The 15,889-nt window shown below is 58.4% G+C and carries 14 protein-coding genes and 1 pseudogene; 12 read left to right on the forward strand and 3 right to left on the reverse strand.

The window, feature by feature from the left end; genetic code table 11:
* The 4 genes and pseudogenes from BM035_RS23005 to BM035_RS17730 form a co-directional block, all read left to right on the forward strand.
* A pseudogene (locus BM035_RS23005) lies at positions 1–918 on the forward strand (hypothetical protein); the annotation flags it as partial.
* The gene (locus BM035_RS17720; protein WP_254775533.1) at positions 911–1,321 is read left to right on the forward strand and encodes a porin; all 411 of its coding nucleotides are present in this window, start codon (positions 911–913) and stop codon (positions 1,319–1,321) included. The pseudogene BM035_RS23005 and the gene BM035_RS17720, both read left to right, overlap by 8 nt.
* A gap of 12 nt (positions 1,322–1,333) precedes the next feature.
* Positions 1,334–1,648, forward strand: coding sequence for a cytochrome c, class I (locus BM035_RS17725; RefSeq protein WP_092033450.1), 315 nt, complete (start codon positions 1,334–1,336; stop codon positions 1,646–1,648).
* Entirely contained in the window at positions 1,645–1,998 is a 354-nt protein-coding gene (locus BM035_RS17730) for a c-type cytochrome (protein WP_092033452.1), read from the forward strand. Before BM035_RS17725 ends, BM035_RS17730 begins: the two co-directional genes overlap by 4 nt.
* Before the next feature lie 43 nt (positions 1,999–2,041).
* On the opposite strand, the gene BM035_RS17735 is transcribed toward BM035_RS17730, so the two are convergent.
* Complete coding sequence (locus BM035_RS17735) at positions 2,042–2,347, reverse strand: ArsR/SmtB family transcription factor (protein WP_008170014.1); 306 nt, start codon at positions 2,345–2,347, stop codon at positions 2,042–2,044.
* A 224-nt stretch (positions 2,348–2,571) separates the two neighbouring features.
* Here BM035_RS17735 and BM035_RS17740 point away from each other — a divergent pair, with 224 nt between their 5' ends.
* The 5 genes from BM035_RS17740 to BM035_RS17760 all read left to right on the forward strand — a co-directional run bounded on the left by BM035_RS17740 (position 2,572) and on the right by BM035_RS17760 (position 8,004).
* Positions 2,572–2,775 carry a YgaP family membrane protein gene (locus tag BM035_RS17740; RefSeq protein ID WP_008170013.1) on the forward strand — a complete coding sequence of 68 codons (204 nt, stop codon included), beginning with the start codon at positions 2,572–2,574 and terminating at the stop codon, positions 2,773–2,775.
* 18 nt (positions 2,776–2,793) lie between these two features.
* Entirely contained in the window at positions 2,794–5,256 is a 2,463-nt protein-coding gene (locus BM035_RS17745) for an efflux RND transporter permease subunit (protein ID WP_092033455.1), read from the forward strand.
* Positions 5,253–6,101 carry an outer membrane lipoprotein-sorting protein gene (locus BM035_RS17750; RefSeq protein WP_092033458.1) on the forward strand — a complete coding sequence of 283 codons (849 nt, stop codon included), beginning with the start codon at positions 5,253–5,255 and terminating at the stop codon, positions 6,099–6,101. Before BM035_RS17745 ends, BM035_RS17750 begins: the two co-directional genes overlap by 4 nt.
* Before the next feature lie 31 nt (positions 6,102–6,132).
* Positions 6,133–7,542, forward strand: coding sequence for a hypothetical protein (locus tag BM035_RS17755; RefSeq protein ID WP_092033460.1), 1,410 nt, complete (start codon positions 6,133–6,135; stop codon positions 7,540–7,542).
* A 75-nt stretch (positions 7,543–7,617) separates the two neighbouring features.
* Positions 7,618–8,004 carry a DUF302 domain-containing protein gene (locus BM035_RS17760; RefSeq protein WP_092033463.1) on the forward strand — a complete coding sequence of 129 codons (387 nt, stop codon included), beginning with the start codon at positions 7,618–7,620 and terminating at the stop codon, positions 8,002–8,004.
* 111 nt (positions 8,005–8,115) lie between these two features.
* On the opposite strand, the gene BM035_RS17765 is transcribed toward BM035_RS17760, so the two are convergent.
* Both BM035_RS17765 and BM035_RS17770 read right to left on the reverse strand, forming a co-directional pair.
* Positions 8,116–9,231, reverse strand: coding sequence for a phospholipase D-like domain-containing protein (locus tag BM035_RS17765; RefSeq protein ID WP_092033466.1), 1,116 nt, complete (start codon positions 9,229–9,231; stop codon positions 8,116–8,118).
* A gap of 2 nt (positions 9,232–9,233) precedes the next feature.
* On the reverse strand, positions 9,234–10,274 hold the full coding sequence (locus BM035_RS17770; RefSeq protein WP_092033469.1) for a type II glyceraldehyde-3-phosphate dehydrogenase: 1,041 nt from the start codon (positions 10,272–10,274) through the stop codon (positions 9,234–9,236).
* A 374-nt stretch (positions 10,275–10,648) separates the two neighbouring features.
* Between BM035_RS17770 and BM035_RS17775 the strand changes: the two genes are divergently transcribed.
* From BM035_RS17775 to BM035_RS17785, 3 genes are all read left to right on the forward strand, one after another.
* On the forward strand, positions 10,649–12,949 hold the full coding sequence (locus tag BM035_RS17775) for a copper-transporting P-type ATPase (protein ID WP_302848266.1): 2,301 nt from the start codon (positions 10,649–10,651) through the stop codon (positions 12,947–12,949).
* A gap of 99 nt (positions 12,950–13,048) precedes the next feature.
* Positions 13,049–14,056: a hydroxyacid dehydrogenase gene (locus BM035_RS17780; protein ID WP_091854530.1), complete on the forward strand. Its 1,008-nt coding sequence runs from the start codon at positions 13,049–13,051 to the stop codon at positions 14,054–14,056.
* A gap of 229 nt (positions 14,057–14,285) precedes the next feature.
* Positions 14,286–15,869 (forward strand): BCCT family transporter, encoded by a 1,584-nt coding sequence (locus BM035_RS17785; protein WP_008169995.1) that lies wholly within the window; start codon positions 14,286–14,288, stop codon positions 15,867–15,869.
* Positions 15,870–15,889 lie beyond the last annotated feature (20 nt).

The raw sequence follows: 15,889 nt of genomic DNA on the forward strand, positions 1-15,889 counted from the left end.
ATGCCGCTGCCGGGGGAGCGTCTGGTCGCGTTTCTCAGTGATGGGGCATTTGAGGAGCAGCGGGGCAGCGACTGGGCAAGCCGCTGGTGGCGAGCCGAGGACTGTGGCCTGGTGACCCCGGTGATGATTGCTAACGGGCGCCGCATTGATCAACGGTCAACCATCTTTCTGCAAGGAGGCACGGACTGGTTCCGGCAGCACCTGGAGCTCAATGGTTTTTACCCCATACTCATTGATGGCCGCGATCCTGCGGCCTTTATCTGGGGCATCTTCGAGGCCGAATCGAGGCTTCAGGCGTGCAGCGAACAGGTCAGCGCCGGCCACATGAGGTACCCTGTAAAGCTCCCCTATCTGATTGCCGAGACGGTCAAAGGCTATGGTTTCTATGGTGCTGGCTCAAACGCGGCGCATGGTACCCCGCTTCCGGCAATACCGAGATTTGATGAGGTCTCGCGCAGGCACTTTAACGAATCCATTGCCCGTTTGTTTGTGCCCGAGATCGAGATTCACGGCGCCCGCGACGTGCTGGCAACTCACCGGGCAGACGATCGGCCTGCGGAAAAGGATCATCCGCTGAGCTGTCGTGACGTCAAGCTGCAAACTGTGCCCGAACCGGTCTGGTTGCAAACGGCGGTATCAGAGTCGCCCATGGTTGCGATTGATCGGCAGTTTGTTGCCCTTGTAAAGGCCAACCCGGCGCTTCGTATTCGCCTGGGGAACCCGGATGAATTGCGTAGTAATCAGATGAACCAGTCGCTTGACCTTCTGAAGCATCGCACCCTGACGCCCGAGCTCGAATGCCGATGGCAATTTTGTCTACGGTGGCCGCATAGGCTTCCTGCCAGTGCCCGCCCTGGAGCTGGGCCTGTCCGGCGCCCTGGGCAAGGTCGGCGTGGCCGAGGGGCACGCAGTGTCTGAGCTGGCGGCGGGAGAGCCGGACCGTGACTACACCGTTCTGGGTGCGGACGCCGTTTACAACCTTGACACCCTGCAGCTGCGCGGTGAATTCATCCAGCAGACCGTGGGAAGCGAAGCCGGCAGCACAATTGCTGATGGTGAGGTGACCGGGGAACTTGACTTTACAGCCTGGTATGCGCAGGCGGCCTACCGGCTGCCGGATACCAAGTGGGAAGGTGTTGCCCGCATAGGTGACCTGGACACCCCGAATGCCGATGGAAACCGCTCCCAGTGGTCCGTTGGGGTGAATTACCTGTTCGCAAACAACGTTATCATCAAGGCGGCCTACACCGTGGACGATTACGACGACAACGCTATCGACGATGACGAGCGCTTCAACATTCAGTTGGCTTACGGCTTTTAAGAGGGTATTAACATGAAACTAATGAACCGCAACCTCATCAGTAACGCTGCACTAATGGCCGCGCTTTTCATCGGTGGCGCAGGTTCAGCCGCTGCCCAGGACGCCGACGACCCCATGGCGTTCGTCCGGGGCGCCCAGTCATGGGCTGACAACTGCGCACGGTGCCATAACATGCGCGACCCGGCCGAGTTCCGTGACGACGTCTGGGAGCCAACCGTGCTTCACATGCGAATCCGAGCGGGCTTAACCGGGCAGGAAACAAGGGATATCCTGACCTTCCTCCAGAAAGCCAATGATCCGGCAGATAATAAGGGGGAGAATAAATGAAACGATCATCTTTTCTGATCGCCAGCCTGGTCGCCGGGAGCTTTGCCTACTCAGGCGGAGCCGCGGCTCAGGCGGACAGCGTGGAAGCCGGCGAAAAGCTCTATAACTCCACCTGCGTTGCCTGCCATGGCGCAGACGGAAAGGGCAAGCTGCCCGGCGTTCCTGACTTCACAAAGAGCGATGGCCGGCTGACCAAGAGTGACGATGTATTGGTTACCAATATCATGGAGGGCTTCAAGAGCCCCGGCTCATCCATGGCGATGCCCGCCAAGGGTGGCATCAGCTCATTGACCAAGGAGCAGGCGGGAGCCATCGTTCAATACATGCGCCAGGCCTTTGCCAGCAATTAGTAGTTGAAGTAGGGCAACTCGAAACTCCTTGTTGCCCTACTTCTTAGCATGCGTCGTTATCGCAGAACAGCTCATACAGAACTTCTATGATCCGGCGCGCCTCCTCTCCCGCCAGGGAGTAGTGTATGGTCCGCGCTTCGCGGCGCGCAGATACCAGGCCGTCCTTGCGCAGCAGGGCGAGTTGCTGGGAGACGGCCGCCTGGCGCATCTCCAGTGCATCCGCAAGTTCGCTCACCGCCTGCTCGCCGTCGACCAGTTGGCAGAGGATCATCAGCCGGCTCCGCCCGGAGAGGGCCTTTAGCAGATTGGTGGCCTGATCCGCCGCTTCCGACATCTGATTTTTATTCATACATTCATAGCTCTGCAATCGTGAACATGTTAGGCTTGGTTCAGATGATCGGCTGCTCTTGGCCAGGTAGTCAAGTGTTGCCCGTCGTCGTCTGGCAGGCCCCGGCTCTCCATGGTCCGGCACGTGGCCATGCCAGGTATTGTGTACGGGTGCTTTCAGTGCAGCCAGCGCAGTGCGCAATCTGCTGAAAGTGCCGGAACGCGCTACTATAACAGGAGGGGCATATGTCTATCGACCGCCTTGTACTCGCCTTCGCAGGATCTTTCATTCTTGTAAGTCTGGCTCTCTCCCAGCTCCACTCGCCTCACTGGCTGTGGTTCACCGCGTTTGTGGGCGCCAACATGCTGCAGGCTGCCTTCAGCGGATTCTGCCCTCTGGCGAAGATCCTCAAGGCCCTGGGCAAGAAGCCCGGCGCCGCCTTCGATTGACGCACGGAGGCACTGTAAATGTCTGAAAACACCGAGAGTTCGTGGCTACAGTTCGCCACTGACCGTCCTCGACTGACCGTTTGGGCCATGGTGGTTGCCACGCTGGCGCTGGTGGCGCTGGCGGCGCTGCCAAGCGTCTGGCCCGAGCGGTTCGGTCTGCTTAATCCGCTGACCATCGATACCGACCCCGAGAACATGCTCTCTTCCGACGAACCCGTGCGCGTTTTCCACGACGACATGAAGGAGCAATTCTCGCTTTATGACATGGTCGTGGTGGGTGTGGTCAACGAAAGCAACCCTGACGGGGTATTCAATGTCGGTTCGCTGCGGCGCATCTATGAGCTGACGGAGTATGCCAGTACGCTCAGGTGGCCCGATCCGGACAACCCGGGCCGGCAGGAGGGCGTGGTCGAGGAGGATATGCTCGCGCTCTCGCGGGTCGACAACATTGAGCAAGAGGGGGTCGGCTCGGTTCGTTTCAGCTGGCTCATGCCAGAGCCGCCGGATACCCGCAACCAGGCGCTCGCTATTCTTGAGCGGGCGCAACGCATTCCGCTGTTCGACAATACCCTGGTCAGCGCCGATGGTAAGGCAGTCGCCCTTTACCTGCCGCTGACCAGCAAGGACATGAGTTACCGGGTCCGCGAAGCCCTGCTTGACAAAGTCGCTGGCTGGAAGGATACCGGCGATCAGGTCTACATCACCGGGCTGCCCGTGGCGGAGGACACGTTCGGTGTGCAGATGTTCTATCAGATGGCGATCTCGGCGCCACTGGCAATGCTGGTCATCTTCCTGGTGATGTGGTGGTTCTTCCGCCACGTCCGGCTCATTACCTCGGCGATGATCGTGGCCATGGTGGCGGCCGCGAGCACCATGGCGCTGCTGGTGATCAGCGGCAGCACCGTCCACATCATGAGCTCGATGATCCCCGTATTCATCATGCCCATTGCGGTGCTGGACGCGGTGCATATCCTCTCGGAATTCTTCGACCGCTATCCCCTGCATCGTGACCGCCACCGGGCCATCCGGGAGGTTATGGGGATACTGTTCAAACCGATGCTGTTCACCACCCTGACGACGATGGCCGGGTTTGCGTCACTGGCACTCACCCCGATCCCGCCCGTTCAGGTGTTCGGCATCTTTATCGCGATTGGTGTGTTCCTGGCCTGGTTGTGCACGGTGACCTTCATTCCTGCTTACATCATGCTGATGCCGGAGCGGCGGCTCACCGGCTTCGGGCACGCCGCCGGGGACCCGGACCAGGATACGGTCATGGGGCGCTGGCTGCGTCGCCTCGGCGAGGGCGTGGTCAGCCACGCCAGGGCGGTGCTGGTGGTTACCATGGTCGTGGTGGTGGCCGCCGGTTATGGCATCAGCCTGATCCGCATCAACGATAACCCGGTCAAGTGGTTCGAGCCCGAGCACCCCATCCGGGTGGCAGACCGGGTGCTCAACGAACATTTCGGCGGCACCTACATGGCCTATCTGGCGCTGGTTCCGGAGGGGGATAACGCGGCCCAGGACAACCAGATCTTCAAACGCCCCGAAGTCCTGCGCTACATCGCCAGGTTGCAGCAGCGGCTGGGCGAGACCGGCGTGGTCGGCAAGTCCAACTCCGTCGCCGATCTGGTCAAAACCGTCCACCGCGAACTGCTGGGCGGCGATGACGGAGCCTTTCGCATTCCGGACAGTCCGGCGGCGGTTGCACAGACCCTGCTCACCTACCAGAGTGGCCACCGCCCCCAGGATCTCTGGCATTTCGTCACACCCGACTACCGCCGTGCCAGCATCTGGGTTCAGCTTACCAGTGGCGACAACCGGGATATGAGCCGGGTGGTTCAGGCGCTCGACGACTTCATCGCGGCCAACCCTCCGCCTGCGTCGATCCAGGCACGCTGGTTTGGTCTTAACTACATCAATGTGGTCTGGCAGGAAAAAATGGTCAGCGGCATGGCCATGGCCCTGTTCGGCAGTTTCGTGGTCGTGCTCCTGCTGATGGCCTTATTGTTCCGCTCGCTGCTCTGGGGACTGCTGTGCATGATTCCCCTGACCGTGACCATCGGGGCCATCTATGGTCTGATCGGTATCATCGGCAAGAACTACGATATGCCGGTCGCCGTGCTGAGCGCCCTGAGTCTGGGACTCGCCGTGGACTACGCCATCCACTTCCTGGCCCGCGCCCGCGCCACCCAGGCTGAGACAGGCTCCTGGCGTCGCTCGGTGGCGCCGATGTTCGGCGAGCCGGCACGGGCGATAACCCGCAACGCCATCGTGCTTGGCGTTGGTTTCCTGCCGCTGCTGGCCGCACCGCTCGTGCCCTACCAGACGGTGGGGGTATTTATCGCGGCCATTCTGTTGACCGCCGGCCTGAGCACACTGCTGATCCTGCCGGCACTGGTAACCCTGCTGCAACGATGGCTGTTTCCCGGTGCCCGCAGGGCCGTCCCGAATCCGCAAAATCAAGAGGAAGGCGTGCAATGAGTAGATACTGGCCTGTTACCCTGTTCCAAAAGCTGACCCTGGTGGTGATCGCGCTGGGCATCACGCCCATTGCCCTGGCCCAGGATGCCGGCGCTGCGCCCTCGGTGGAGCGTATTGTCAACCGTGCCAATATGGTCTCCTACTTTCAGGGGCGTGATGGCCGCGCCAGGGTCGCTATGACCATCACGGATAGCCAGGGGCGTACCCGCAGTCGCGAACTTACCATTTTGCGGAGAGACGGTCCGGAGACAGATGCCGTTGAGGGGGGCGCCTACCTCGGCGAGCAGAAGTACTATGTCTATTTCCGACGACCGGCGGATGTGAGCCAGATGACGCTGCTGGTGTGGAAACACCAGGACCGGGACGACGACCGTTGGCTGTACCTGCCGGCGCTGGATTTGGTTAAGCGAATTGCCGCTTCCGACAAACGCACCAGCTTCGTCGGCTCGGATTTCTTTTACGAGGATATCTCCGGGCGCAGTATTGATGCCGACAGCCATGAGCTGATTGAAACCACGGATAACTACTACGTAGTGCGCAACAAACCCAAGAGGCCCGGGGAGGTTGAGTTCGCCTACTACGATATCTATATCCACAAGCAGTCGTTCCTACCGGTTCGCACCGAGTATGTCGACGACAGTGGCAACCTCTACCGGCGTTACACCGCGCTGGCGGTGGAGAAGGTGCAGGGTTACCCCACGGTCGTCAAGGCGAGGATGGAGAACCTGCGCAGCGGCGGCACCACGGAGCTGACCTACACTGGCATTGACTATGACCTGGGCCTGCCGGAAGACGTCTTCTCGGAGCGCTACCTGCGCCGGGCGCCAAAGGAGTACTTGCAGTGACCACCGGTGCACTGAGGGCAGGAGGGCGTGGATGAACACCAGAAGCCTGCTCTGGGGCATGTTGCTGGCGGGTATCGGTCTCGGTGTGGCGCCCGGGGCGCTATGGGCGGCCGCGCCCGAGCTGCCGGAGGGGCTGGGCGCGCCAGCCAGTGATACCGCAGAACCGGCCCTGCCGGCAGGCCTCGGGGGTGAGGCCGGGGCAGAACAGACCACCGACCGACCGGCTGCGGCGGCGCTGCCATTTCGTCTGCGCGGCTTCTGGGAGGCCCGCGGCGGAACCCGGCTGGGCGATGATCCCCGCCAGCGCGATCTCTCCATCGCCGAAACCCGGTTGCAGCTCGAGGCGGAGAAGTATTTCCGGGGAGCAACGTTGCGCCTTACCGGCGATTTTCTCTATGACGACCTGGACGATGATCGGTCGGTGGACCTGGAATCGGGTGAGGGCGCGTTCGACCTGCGCGAGGCCAGCCTGGTGTTTTCGCCGAGCGCGGACACCGATGTCAAGCTGGGGCGCCAGATACTAACCTGGGGAACCGGCGACCTGGTGTTCATCAACGATCTGTTTCCCAAGGACTGGGTCTCGTTTTTTATCGGCCGCGATGTGGAGTACCTCAAGGCGCCCTCGGACGCGCTGAAGGTCTCGGCTTTTTCCAGCTGGGCCAATCTTGACCTTGTCTACACCCCCCGGTTTGACGCTGATCGCTTCATCGACGGCCGCCGTCTCTCTTTCTTCAACACAGGGCAAGGGCGGCTGACCGGGCGCAATGCGGTTGTACTGGCGGACCGCCCGGCGGACGCGTTCGAAGACGACGAGTGGGCCGCCCGGCTGTACCGTAACCTTGGCGCCTACGAGGTCGCGCTCTACGGCTACGACGGCTTCTGGAAGAGCCCGGCCGGGGCTGATCCGGCCAGCGGTCGGGCCAGGTTTCCTCCGCTGTCGGTGCTCGGCGCCAGCCTGCGCGGGCCGTTGGGGGCCGGCATCGGCAACGTCGAGCTGGGCTATTACGATTCCCGCGCCGACCGCGATGGCGACGATCCCACGGTGCGCAACAGCGAGCTGCGCCTGCTGCTCGGCTATGAGCAGGAAATTGCCCGTAACCTGACCCTGGGCCTGCAATACTACCTTGAGCGCATGGGCGAGTTTGAGGCCTACCGGCGGGCCTTGCCCCCTGGTGCCCCGGTGCGGGACGAGAATCGCCACGTCCTCACCCAGCGGCTGACATGGCTGACACACAGCCAGAATCTGGAGTGGTCGTTGTTCCTGTTCTACTCGCCCTCGGACCGGGACGCGTACCTGCGCCCCCGGGTGGGCTATCAGGTTGATGATCATCTCTCTGTTGAAGCCGGCGGGAACCTGTTTTTCGGCGCCCGGGAGGAAACCTTCTTCGGTCAGTTTCAGGACAACAATAACCTGTATCTGGGGGTGCGCTATGGGTTCTGAAAAGGTTAGGTGTTGATATTGAAGGGCTGGCTACTGTAGGCCTTACTCGGTTTACCCAAAGAAAAGGAGATGTATATGTCTTACACAATGAATCGCGTAATTCAGAATGTGGATTTCGAGACCGTGGATGAGCGAACCCGTAAGGCCCTGGCCGATCAGGGATTCGGGGTTTTGACGGAGATAGACGTCAAGGCCACCATGAAAAAGAAACTGGACAAGGACATGCCCGCCTACCGAATTCTCGGTGCCTGCAATCCGGCCATGGCCTGGGAAGCGATTGGCGTGGAACCCCGGGTAGGCGCTATGTTGCCGTGCAATGTCATCCTGCGCGAGACCCCGGAGGGCGTTGAAGTCAGTGCGGTTGATCCCGTGTTATCCATGACAGCGATCGATAATGAGCAACTCAAGCATATTGCGGGTGAGGTGAGAGATAGGCTGTCGGAGATTATCAAGGCGGTATGACTCGACTCGCACCAAAGCACTCGCTGCGTCCTTAATCATTGCCGCACCGGGTGGCTGGGCCCCTGGTTCGGCATACCAGGCAAGTTGAGCCCCGATCTAAGTCGGCCCACGTCAAAGCCACTTGCGTAGCAACAGGCCAAGCGTGTCATACACGGCTTTTATGAAGCCGCGGTGTTTCCAGGCGATGCCAGTGATTTCACTGGCATCCTGCAAGTCAGTTACGAACTCGTTTCTTAACTGGCCATTCAAGGCTTCGTTTGTGGAAATCAGCGTCAGTTCATAATTAATAAACAAACTTCTGTAGTCGAAGTTCGCGGTCCCTATGCTGCCCCAGGCATCGTCAACGAGCAGTACTTTGGAATGCAATAGCCGGGGTGTGTACTCGAATATGCGAACGCCGTGTTCCAGCAGTTCCCCGTAAATGGCGCGGGCAGCCCATTGTGCGGGGGTCGAGTCGGTCTTTTCGGTGGTCAGGATCCGCACATCGACTCCCCGGCGGGCCGCGAGAGCAAGTTGTTTGCGTAATCCCCGGTCCGGTACGAAATAGGGCGTCGCCAGCCAGATTTTGTCGGATGCTCCGGCCAGTTGGTCTTTGATGGAGCACCGCAGCTGGATGCGGCAGGCGCGTGTGGTATTGGGAGTGACCCGGCTGTCACCGATGGCATGACTCTGTGGGCTCCAGTCAGGGTGACCGCACCAGAAGGCGTCAAACAGAGCGTCAGCCTCCGCCGCCAGAGGCCCCTCGAAGCACACATGCACGTCGCGCCAACGCTTTGGGCCGTAATAGCGCCTCGAGCCTTCGCGATGAATGTTGAAGCCGCCGAGATACGCTGTTTTGCCGTCAATGACCAGCAGCTTGCGATGGTCGCGACGGTTGTAACGCATCGGTTGCCGCCAGCTCCAGCGGTGAAAGCGCTGTAGACGGACGCCGGCGGCCCTGAGCTGGCGCCGGTGCAGCCGCGTAAGGACGCCACTTGAGCCCAGCGCATCAACGTGAATTCGCACGTCGAGGCCGTGGCGGGACTGCTTCATCAGTTCATCGAGCAGCTCAGCCCCCACCTCGTCCGCCGCCAGGATATACGAAGCAAGAAAGATACGCTGGCTGGCGGTACGGACCGAGCGAATCATCTCCGCATAGAGTTCGTCTCCCTCACCGAACAGCCTGAACACACCCTTCACGGCCCCGCCCTCGGGTTCACAGGCGGCGTCGCCGGGGTTGCCGTCCATATCTATAACCCCAAAGAGCCGATACCCAGGCTGTCGTTGGTGTCTCTGATCGACGTTTCCGCATCGGGTTCGGCCCCGGTCAGTGCGCGTATGGCATCGATGGTTTCCGGAACAACAATCGCCTGGTTGTCGACCATATAGGCATAAAACAGCTCATTGCCCTGCACTTTGAGCATGTCTTCCCAAAGCGCGACTTCATACAGGCTGTCGTGAGGCCGGCCAAGGTCGGCCATCAACTCCTTGACGCTGTTGATCGCGCTGAGCCCGTCACTGATCCGGATAAGGGCGATGCGGGAGGAAGTGCGAAACGCGTCGAGCACTTCGTCCTTGCTCGCCTCACGTGTCAGTTGAACGGACCAGTAGTGCAGGTGGGCCAGTGTCTCCGGAACCTTGACCGCCATGGTTACCACATCCAGGTCCGGGTCGACACTTTGGGCATCCGGGCCCTGGTGACTGGGAATCTCCGGCTCTGGCACGAGGGTGTTCATGATCCCGCCCTGATGGCTCTCCCAGGGATCGGTGGCCCGGCGCAGAAGGGTTCCCCGTGCCCGGTCCAGCAAGCCGTGGCGTTTGAGCGCTGACAAGGTACGAATGATCGACGTTGTGTTGCACGATACAACGCGCGTGCCGTCACGGCCGACAGCACTCGCGTAATTGGCCTCGGCAACGAATGAATGGCCCGTGCTTTCATGTGTCTCGCCGCCATGAACGATGTACTTGATGCCAAGCCGCCGGTAGATTTCGATATTCTTGCTGGCCAGACGTTTCGGTGTGCAGTCCACGACGATATCCGCAGCTTCAAGTAAGTCATCCAGTGTGCCGGAAACATCAAGCCCGGCTGCGCCCATGGCAACGGCGTGCTCTTCAGTCGCGCCGTACAGGGCATACCCTCTACTCAGCGCTGCTCTCACTCGCCAGTCCTGCGCGACATCAGCTACGCCAGCCACAGCCATGTCTTTTTGTACCGCAACGGCTTGCGCTACCCGTTTGCCGATAACGCCATAACCGTTGACCGCGACGCGAATAATTCTCTGACCGACCATCTTTTGTATCTCCAGCTTCTGAAAAGGGGCGAGCGAACTGTTATGTTGCTTAAGTGACCAGATTATAGACAAAGACTGAATTTCAGCTGAAAGTCCGGTTTGACGTGTACCTCAGGGCAATGGCTTTACCGAAAAGTTGATGGTGATCAAAAAAATGCAAAGCGCAGAAGTGCTTTTCAGGTTCAGTTCAGCCGGGTGTAGTGGAATGGGGTGCAGTAGAGGGCAACTACATTGCTTATGACCAGGTCGAACCTTGAGAGGCTCGAATGGTATGAAACCATCGAAAGGATGATCGGAAGATGTCTGCCAAAGAAAATAGTTCTGCTATCAAAGATAGTGCTGGGAAGGAGTCGGAGGGCCAGTATACCTGCCCGATGCATCCGGAGGTCATATCTGATGAGCCTGGGAATTGCCCGAAATGCGGGATGCACCTTGTGCCTCTGGAAAACAATAAAGTGAGTTCTCATTCAGATCACTCTCACCATTGTTCTGGAGATCATGAAAAACCGTCAGGCGACGATCGAACATATGACCGTGTACCACCCGGGTATTCGGGGGTGGTTTACACTTGTCCCATGCACCCTCAAGTCCGACAGACAAAGCCCGGGGCATGTCCTCTGTGCGGTATGGGACTGGAGCAGGAATCGGCCACCGCGGAAGATGAGGGGCCCAACCCGGAGTTGGTGGACTTTTCTCATCGGCTCTGGGTTGCCCTGGCATTTTCAGTGCCCTTGCTGATTTTGACCATGACTCCCTATATCGGTGTCATGGCGGTTCGCGACTTCTTCGGTGAGCGTTTGTCACTCTGGATTGAACTGGTGCTTGCTACTCCTGTAATCCTATGGTCCGGCTGGCCCTTCTTTGCTCGCGGTTACATCTCGTTTCGGACAATGAACCTGAATATGTTCAGCCTGATCGGCATGGGAGTTGGGGCAGCCTATATCTTCAGCATCGTAGCGGTCCTTGTGCCAGGGATCTTCCCGGAAGGCTTCCGGGATTCTGAAGGAAACGTCGGCGTTTATTTTGAGGCGGCAGCCGTTATCGTCACGCTGGTTCTGCTGGGCCAGGTGATGGAGCTGAGGGCCCGTGAGGGCACAGGTAAAGCCATACGTGCGTTGCTGGACATGGCCGCGAAATCGGCGCGCCTGATCCGGCCCGATGGAACCGAGGAAGAAGTCGCTCTGGAGGATGTGAAGGTCGGTGATCACCTGCGTGTTCGGCCCGGTGATAAGGTGCCCGTTGACGGCGTGGTTGTTGAAGGTCGCTCTTCCATTGATGAGTCGATGATTTCCGGGGAGCCAGTTCCGGTAGAGAAGGTGGAAGGAGACAAGGTCACCGGGGCCACCATCAACGGTACCGGAAGCCTGGTTATGGAGGCGACCCGGGTTGGTGCGGATACTACGCTCAGTCAGATTGTCGAAATGGTTGCCAACGCCCAGCGTAGCCGCGCGCCTATCCAGAAGTTTGCCGATATGGTGGCCGGCAAGTTCGTACCGGCGGTTATTGCCATAGCCGCCCTGTCCTTTGTGGCGTGGGCCATCTGGGGACCGGCGCCAGCTTTGTCGTATGCGCTCGTGTCTGCGGTAGCGGTTCTTATCATTGCCTGCCCTTGCGCATTGGGGTTGGCTACGCCCATGTCAATCATGACGGCGACAGGGCGAGGCGCCCAGTTGGGTGTGCTGATCAAGAACGCCGAAGCCCTGGAGCGTTTCGCCAAGGTGGACACCTTGATTGTGGATAAAACTGGTACCTTGACCGAAGGTAAGCCCAGACTAGTGGCGGTGCTGCCGGAATCGGATCATGACGAGACCGAGGTCCTCAGGCTTGCGGCCACACTGGAGAAAGGGTCAGAACATCCGCTAGCTGAAGCGATCGTTTCCGGCGCCGAGGCACGTAACGTAATGCTTGGAAAGGCCGATGACTTTGAAGCCGTTACTGGCAAGGGTGTTAAGGGCGTTGTGGATGGCAAACCAGTGGCTTTGGGCAATGCCAAACTACTGGAAGAGCTGGGCTTGGACGGTGGCCATCTGATGGAGGTTGCCAATAGCAGACGCGATGAAGGCGAAACGGTCATGTTTGTGGTGCTTGAGGGCGCCGTTGCAGGCCTTGTCAGCGTAGCCGACCCGGTCAAGGAAACGACACCCGCTGCGCTCAAGGCCCTCCACGCCGCTGGCTTCCGCATAATTATGGCAACTGGCGACAATGAGCGCACGGCAAAGGCGGTGGCGGGTAAACTCGGTATCGATGAGATTCGTGCCGATGTGCTGCCAGAGGACAAGGCCAGCATCATTCGCGAACTTCAGAGCCAGGGGCGCAAGGTAGCGATGGCGGGGGACGGCGTGAATGACGCACCCGCCCTGGCCCAGGCCGATGTTGGTATTGCAATGGGAACCGGCGCGGATGTCGCCATTGAGAGCGCGGGCTTTACCTTGGTTAAGGGTAACCTCGATGGCATTGTCCGCGCCAGACGGTTGTCCCAGGCGACGATGCGAAATATCAAGCAGAACCTGTTTTTTGCCTTGGTCTACAACGGTGCGGGTGTGCCGGTGGCTGCTGGTGTGCTCTACCCATTCTTTGGCATCCTGATAGGACCTATCTTTGCCGCTTTTGCAATGAGCGCGTCCTCATTGTCGGTGGTAATGAACTCCCTGCGTTTGCGTCGAGAGAAAGTCTAGGCGCGAAACGACCATATCGATGACCTCTCACTGGTAGCCCTATCCTGTGGCTCTCAGTGCTGAGGTCGGAGTAAAAATGAGTTTGGCCAGGGAAAGCTAATGAAAATTGTGTTCTTTGAGGCAGAGAAGTGGGAGTGCGATATTTTGCAGCATGCCTGCTGCAATCATGAGGTTGTCTTCACGGACGAGGAACTCGGAATAGACAACGTTGGGTTATACAGGGACGCCGATATCATCTCACCCTTCGTTCATTCAGCCCTGGATCGTTCGGTACTTGAGTGCTTTGAGCATCTGAAATTTGTCGCTACCCGGTCGACGGGATACGACCATATCGATTTGGAGTATTGCACCAGAAATGCGATTCCAGTCAGCAATGTGCCCGTCTACGGTGACCAGACTGTTGCGGAGCATGTTTTTGCGCTGCTCCTTGCCATTAGCCACAAGATTCCAGAGGCGATCAATCGCACTCGCAAGGGGGATTTTTCGCAGAAAGGCCTGCAGGGATTCGATCTGCAAGGCAAAACCCTTGGAGTGATCGGTACCGGTGCTATCGGTAAGCGTGTTGTGGAAATCGCGCAAGGGTTTCGTCTGAACGTTCTTGCCTGCGATCCCAAGCCGGATTACGTATTCGCGGACCGATATAACGTGTCTTACGTCGATTTGGATGGTCTTCTTGAGCAGTCCGATGTTGTGACGCTGCACGTTCCTGGCAGCAAATCGGCCAAGCATCTTCTGTCGGACAGGGAGTTCGCCCGGATGAAGCGCGGGGTTGTCCTGATTAATACCGCTCGCGGCTCCATTGTTGATACCCAGGCTTTGCTGCACGCGCTGGCGGATGGGAAGGTGTCGGCTGCCGGTCTTGATGTACTGCCGGATGAGCCCTCCATCAGGGAAGAGGTGGAATTGATCCGCTCTTTTTTTGACAAGGAACATGATCTGGAAACGCTGTTTGCCAACCATGTTCTTCAGCACATGAGAAACGTCATCGTCACCCCCCACAGTGCGTTCAATACGAAAGAGGCTGTCGAAAGAATCCTCAAGACCACTGGCGAAAACATTGTTGGCTTCATCGAGGGTGCCCCCCGCAATCTTGTGAATAAACACTGAGCCAGGATGGTTTTTTATGCCGATGCTCTATACCTATTTGATCTGGGGTGTGTTGTTGGTGCTGCTGTCGGGATTGGTTCTCGTTGTTACCTGCAATAAGGAGATGCTGAGGATGAGACTTGGTACCGCTCTCCTGGGGTCGTGAATTCAGATAATAACTGCAGCATTTTTCGTAATTTATACGAGCATCGCTATTGGCAGACCAGGGCATAATAAAAGGCTAATCATCATGTGGAACGAAAAAGGCAATAGCCATCTCCAACAACCCATCTTGCCGTCACTATTCAGCATTGGCGCCATTGGTTTGACCCTTGCTGGCGCGCTGATCTGGCAGTCTGAGTTTGCGTATGCGCTTGATTATGTTTCCTCGTACGTGGATGGTCTGCTGCGCTGGTGGTATGTGGCACTGGTTGCGTTTCTGACGGCATTTGTTATTTGGCTAGGGCTGGGGCGTTACAAGAACGTGCGCCTTGGTAAAGACTACGAACAACCGGAATACCGGCTTTTTCCCTGGTTGGCGATGCTGTTTGCGGCCGGCACGGGTGTGGGGCTGCTGTTCTGGAGCATCGCCGAGCCAATCATGCACTTTCAGGGTAACCCTTTTACTTCGGAGGGCTTTACTCCCTCCGCTGCGTCTACTGCAATTCAATTGTCGTTTTTCCACTGGGGGCTGAACGGATGGGCTATTTTTGCGTTGGTCGCGATTGCATTCGGATACTTCAGCTATCGCCATGATCTCCCGCTCGCGCCTCGATCAGCGCTGTACCCGTTTATTGGTGAAAGAATCTTTGGCTTTTGGGGGCACGTCGTTGACGCGCTCGCTGTTTTTGCGACTGTATTTGGTCTGGCGACGACGCTGGGGCTGGGAGCCCGTCAGACTGGCACGGGGCTCAAGTGGCTTTTCTCCGTGGAGGCGTCTCTTTGGGTGGAGCTGTCGGTGGTCGCCGTGGTTACTGTAATCGCGACGATTTCGGTGGTTTCTGGGGTCAGGCGGGGCGTGAAAATATTGAGTGAGGTAAATCTTTGGCTAACGCTGATTTTACTCGCCGCCTTTATGATTATTGGCCCCTTTGATTACATGGCAGGGTTGTTGGTGCAGGAAATTGGCGGTTACCTGGATAGTCTATTGATCATGACATTCTATGTTGGCGCCAATGAACCGGGAAATTGGCAATCGACCTGGACGGTGTTTTTCTGGGGCTGGTGGCTGGCCTGGTCACCTTTTGTCGGGTTGTTTATCGCCCGGATATCCCGCGGCCGCACCCTGAGAGAGTTTGTTTTCGGGGTTCTTCTCTTACCAACGCTGGTGACTTTTGTATGGATCTCGGTGATGGGGGGCGCTGCACTCCACAGCGAGCTATTCGGGGGTGGCGGAATTGTTGAGGCGGTCAATAAAGACATCGCCTATGCACTTTTCGCGACCATTGAGCACCTGCAGACGACTGACTCAATTAAATTTTTGATGGGTCTGGTGGCAACGCTCCTTATCAGCATCTACTTTATAACGTCTGCTGACTCCGGCGCATTGGTGGTCAATATCATTTTATCAGGAGGGCAGCTTGAGCCTCCCAAGGCGTCGAGAGCAGGCTGGGCCATTGGCAACGGAGTATTGACCGCGGTATTGCTAGTGGCGGGAGGTATTGCCGTCCTCCAGGATGCGGTCATCCTCGCGGCCCTGCCATTCTCGCTGGTTATCGTTGCTATGACAGCTGGCCTGTTGAAGGCGCTGCATCATGAGCCGCTGACGGCACCCCGGGAGGGTTGTAAGCAACACCGGGCCGCTGAGCCATGGACCGGATCGGATAAGGCATGACTGCACCCCTGCAAAGCTCA

Origin of the sequence: Marinobacter sp. DSM 26671, assembly GCF_900112835.1 — a bacterium.
Classification (GTDB): domain Bacteria; phylum Pseudomonadota; class Gammaproteobacteria; order Pseudomonadales; family Oleiphilaceae; genus Marinobacter; species Marinobacter flavimaris.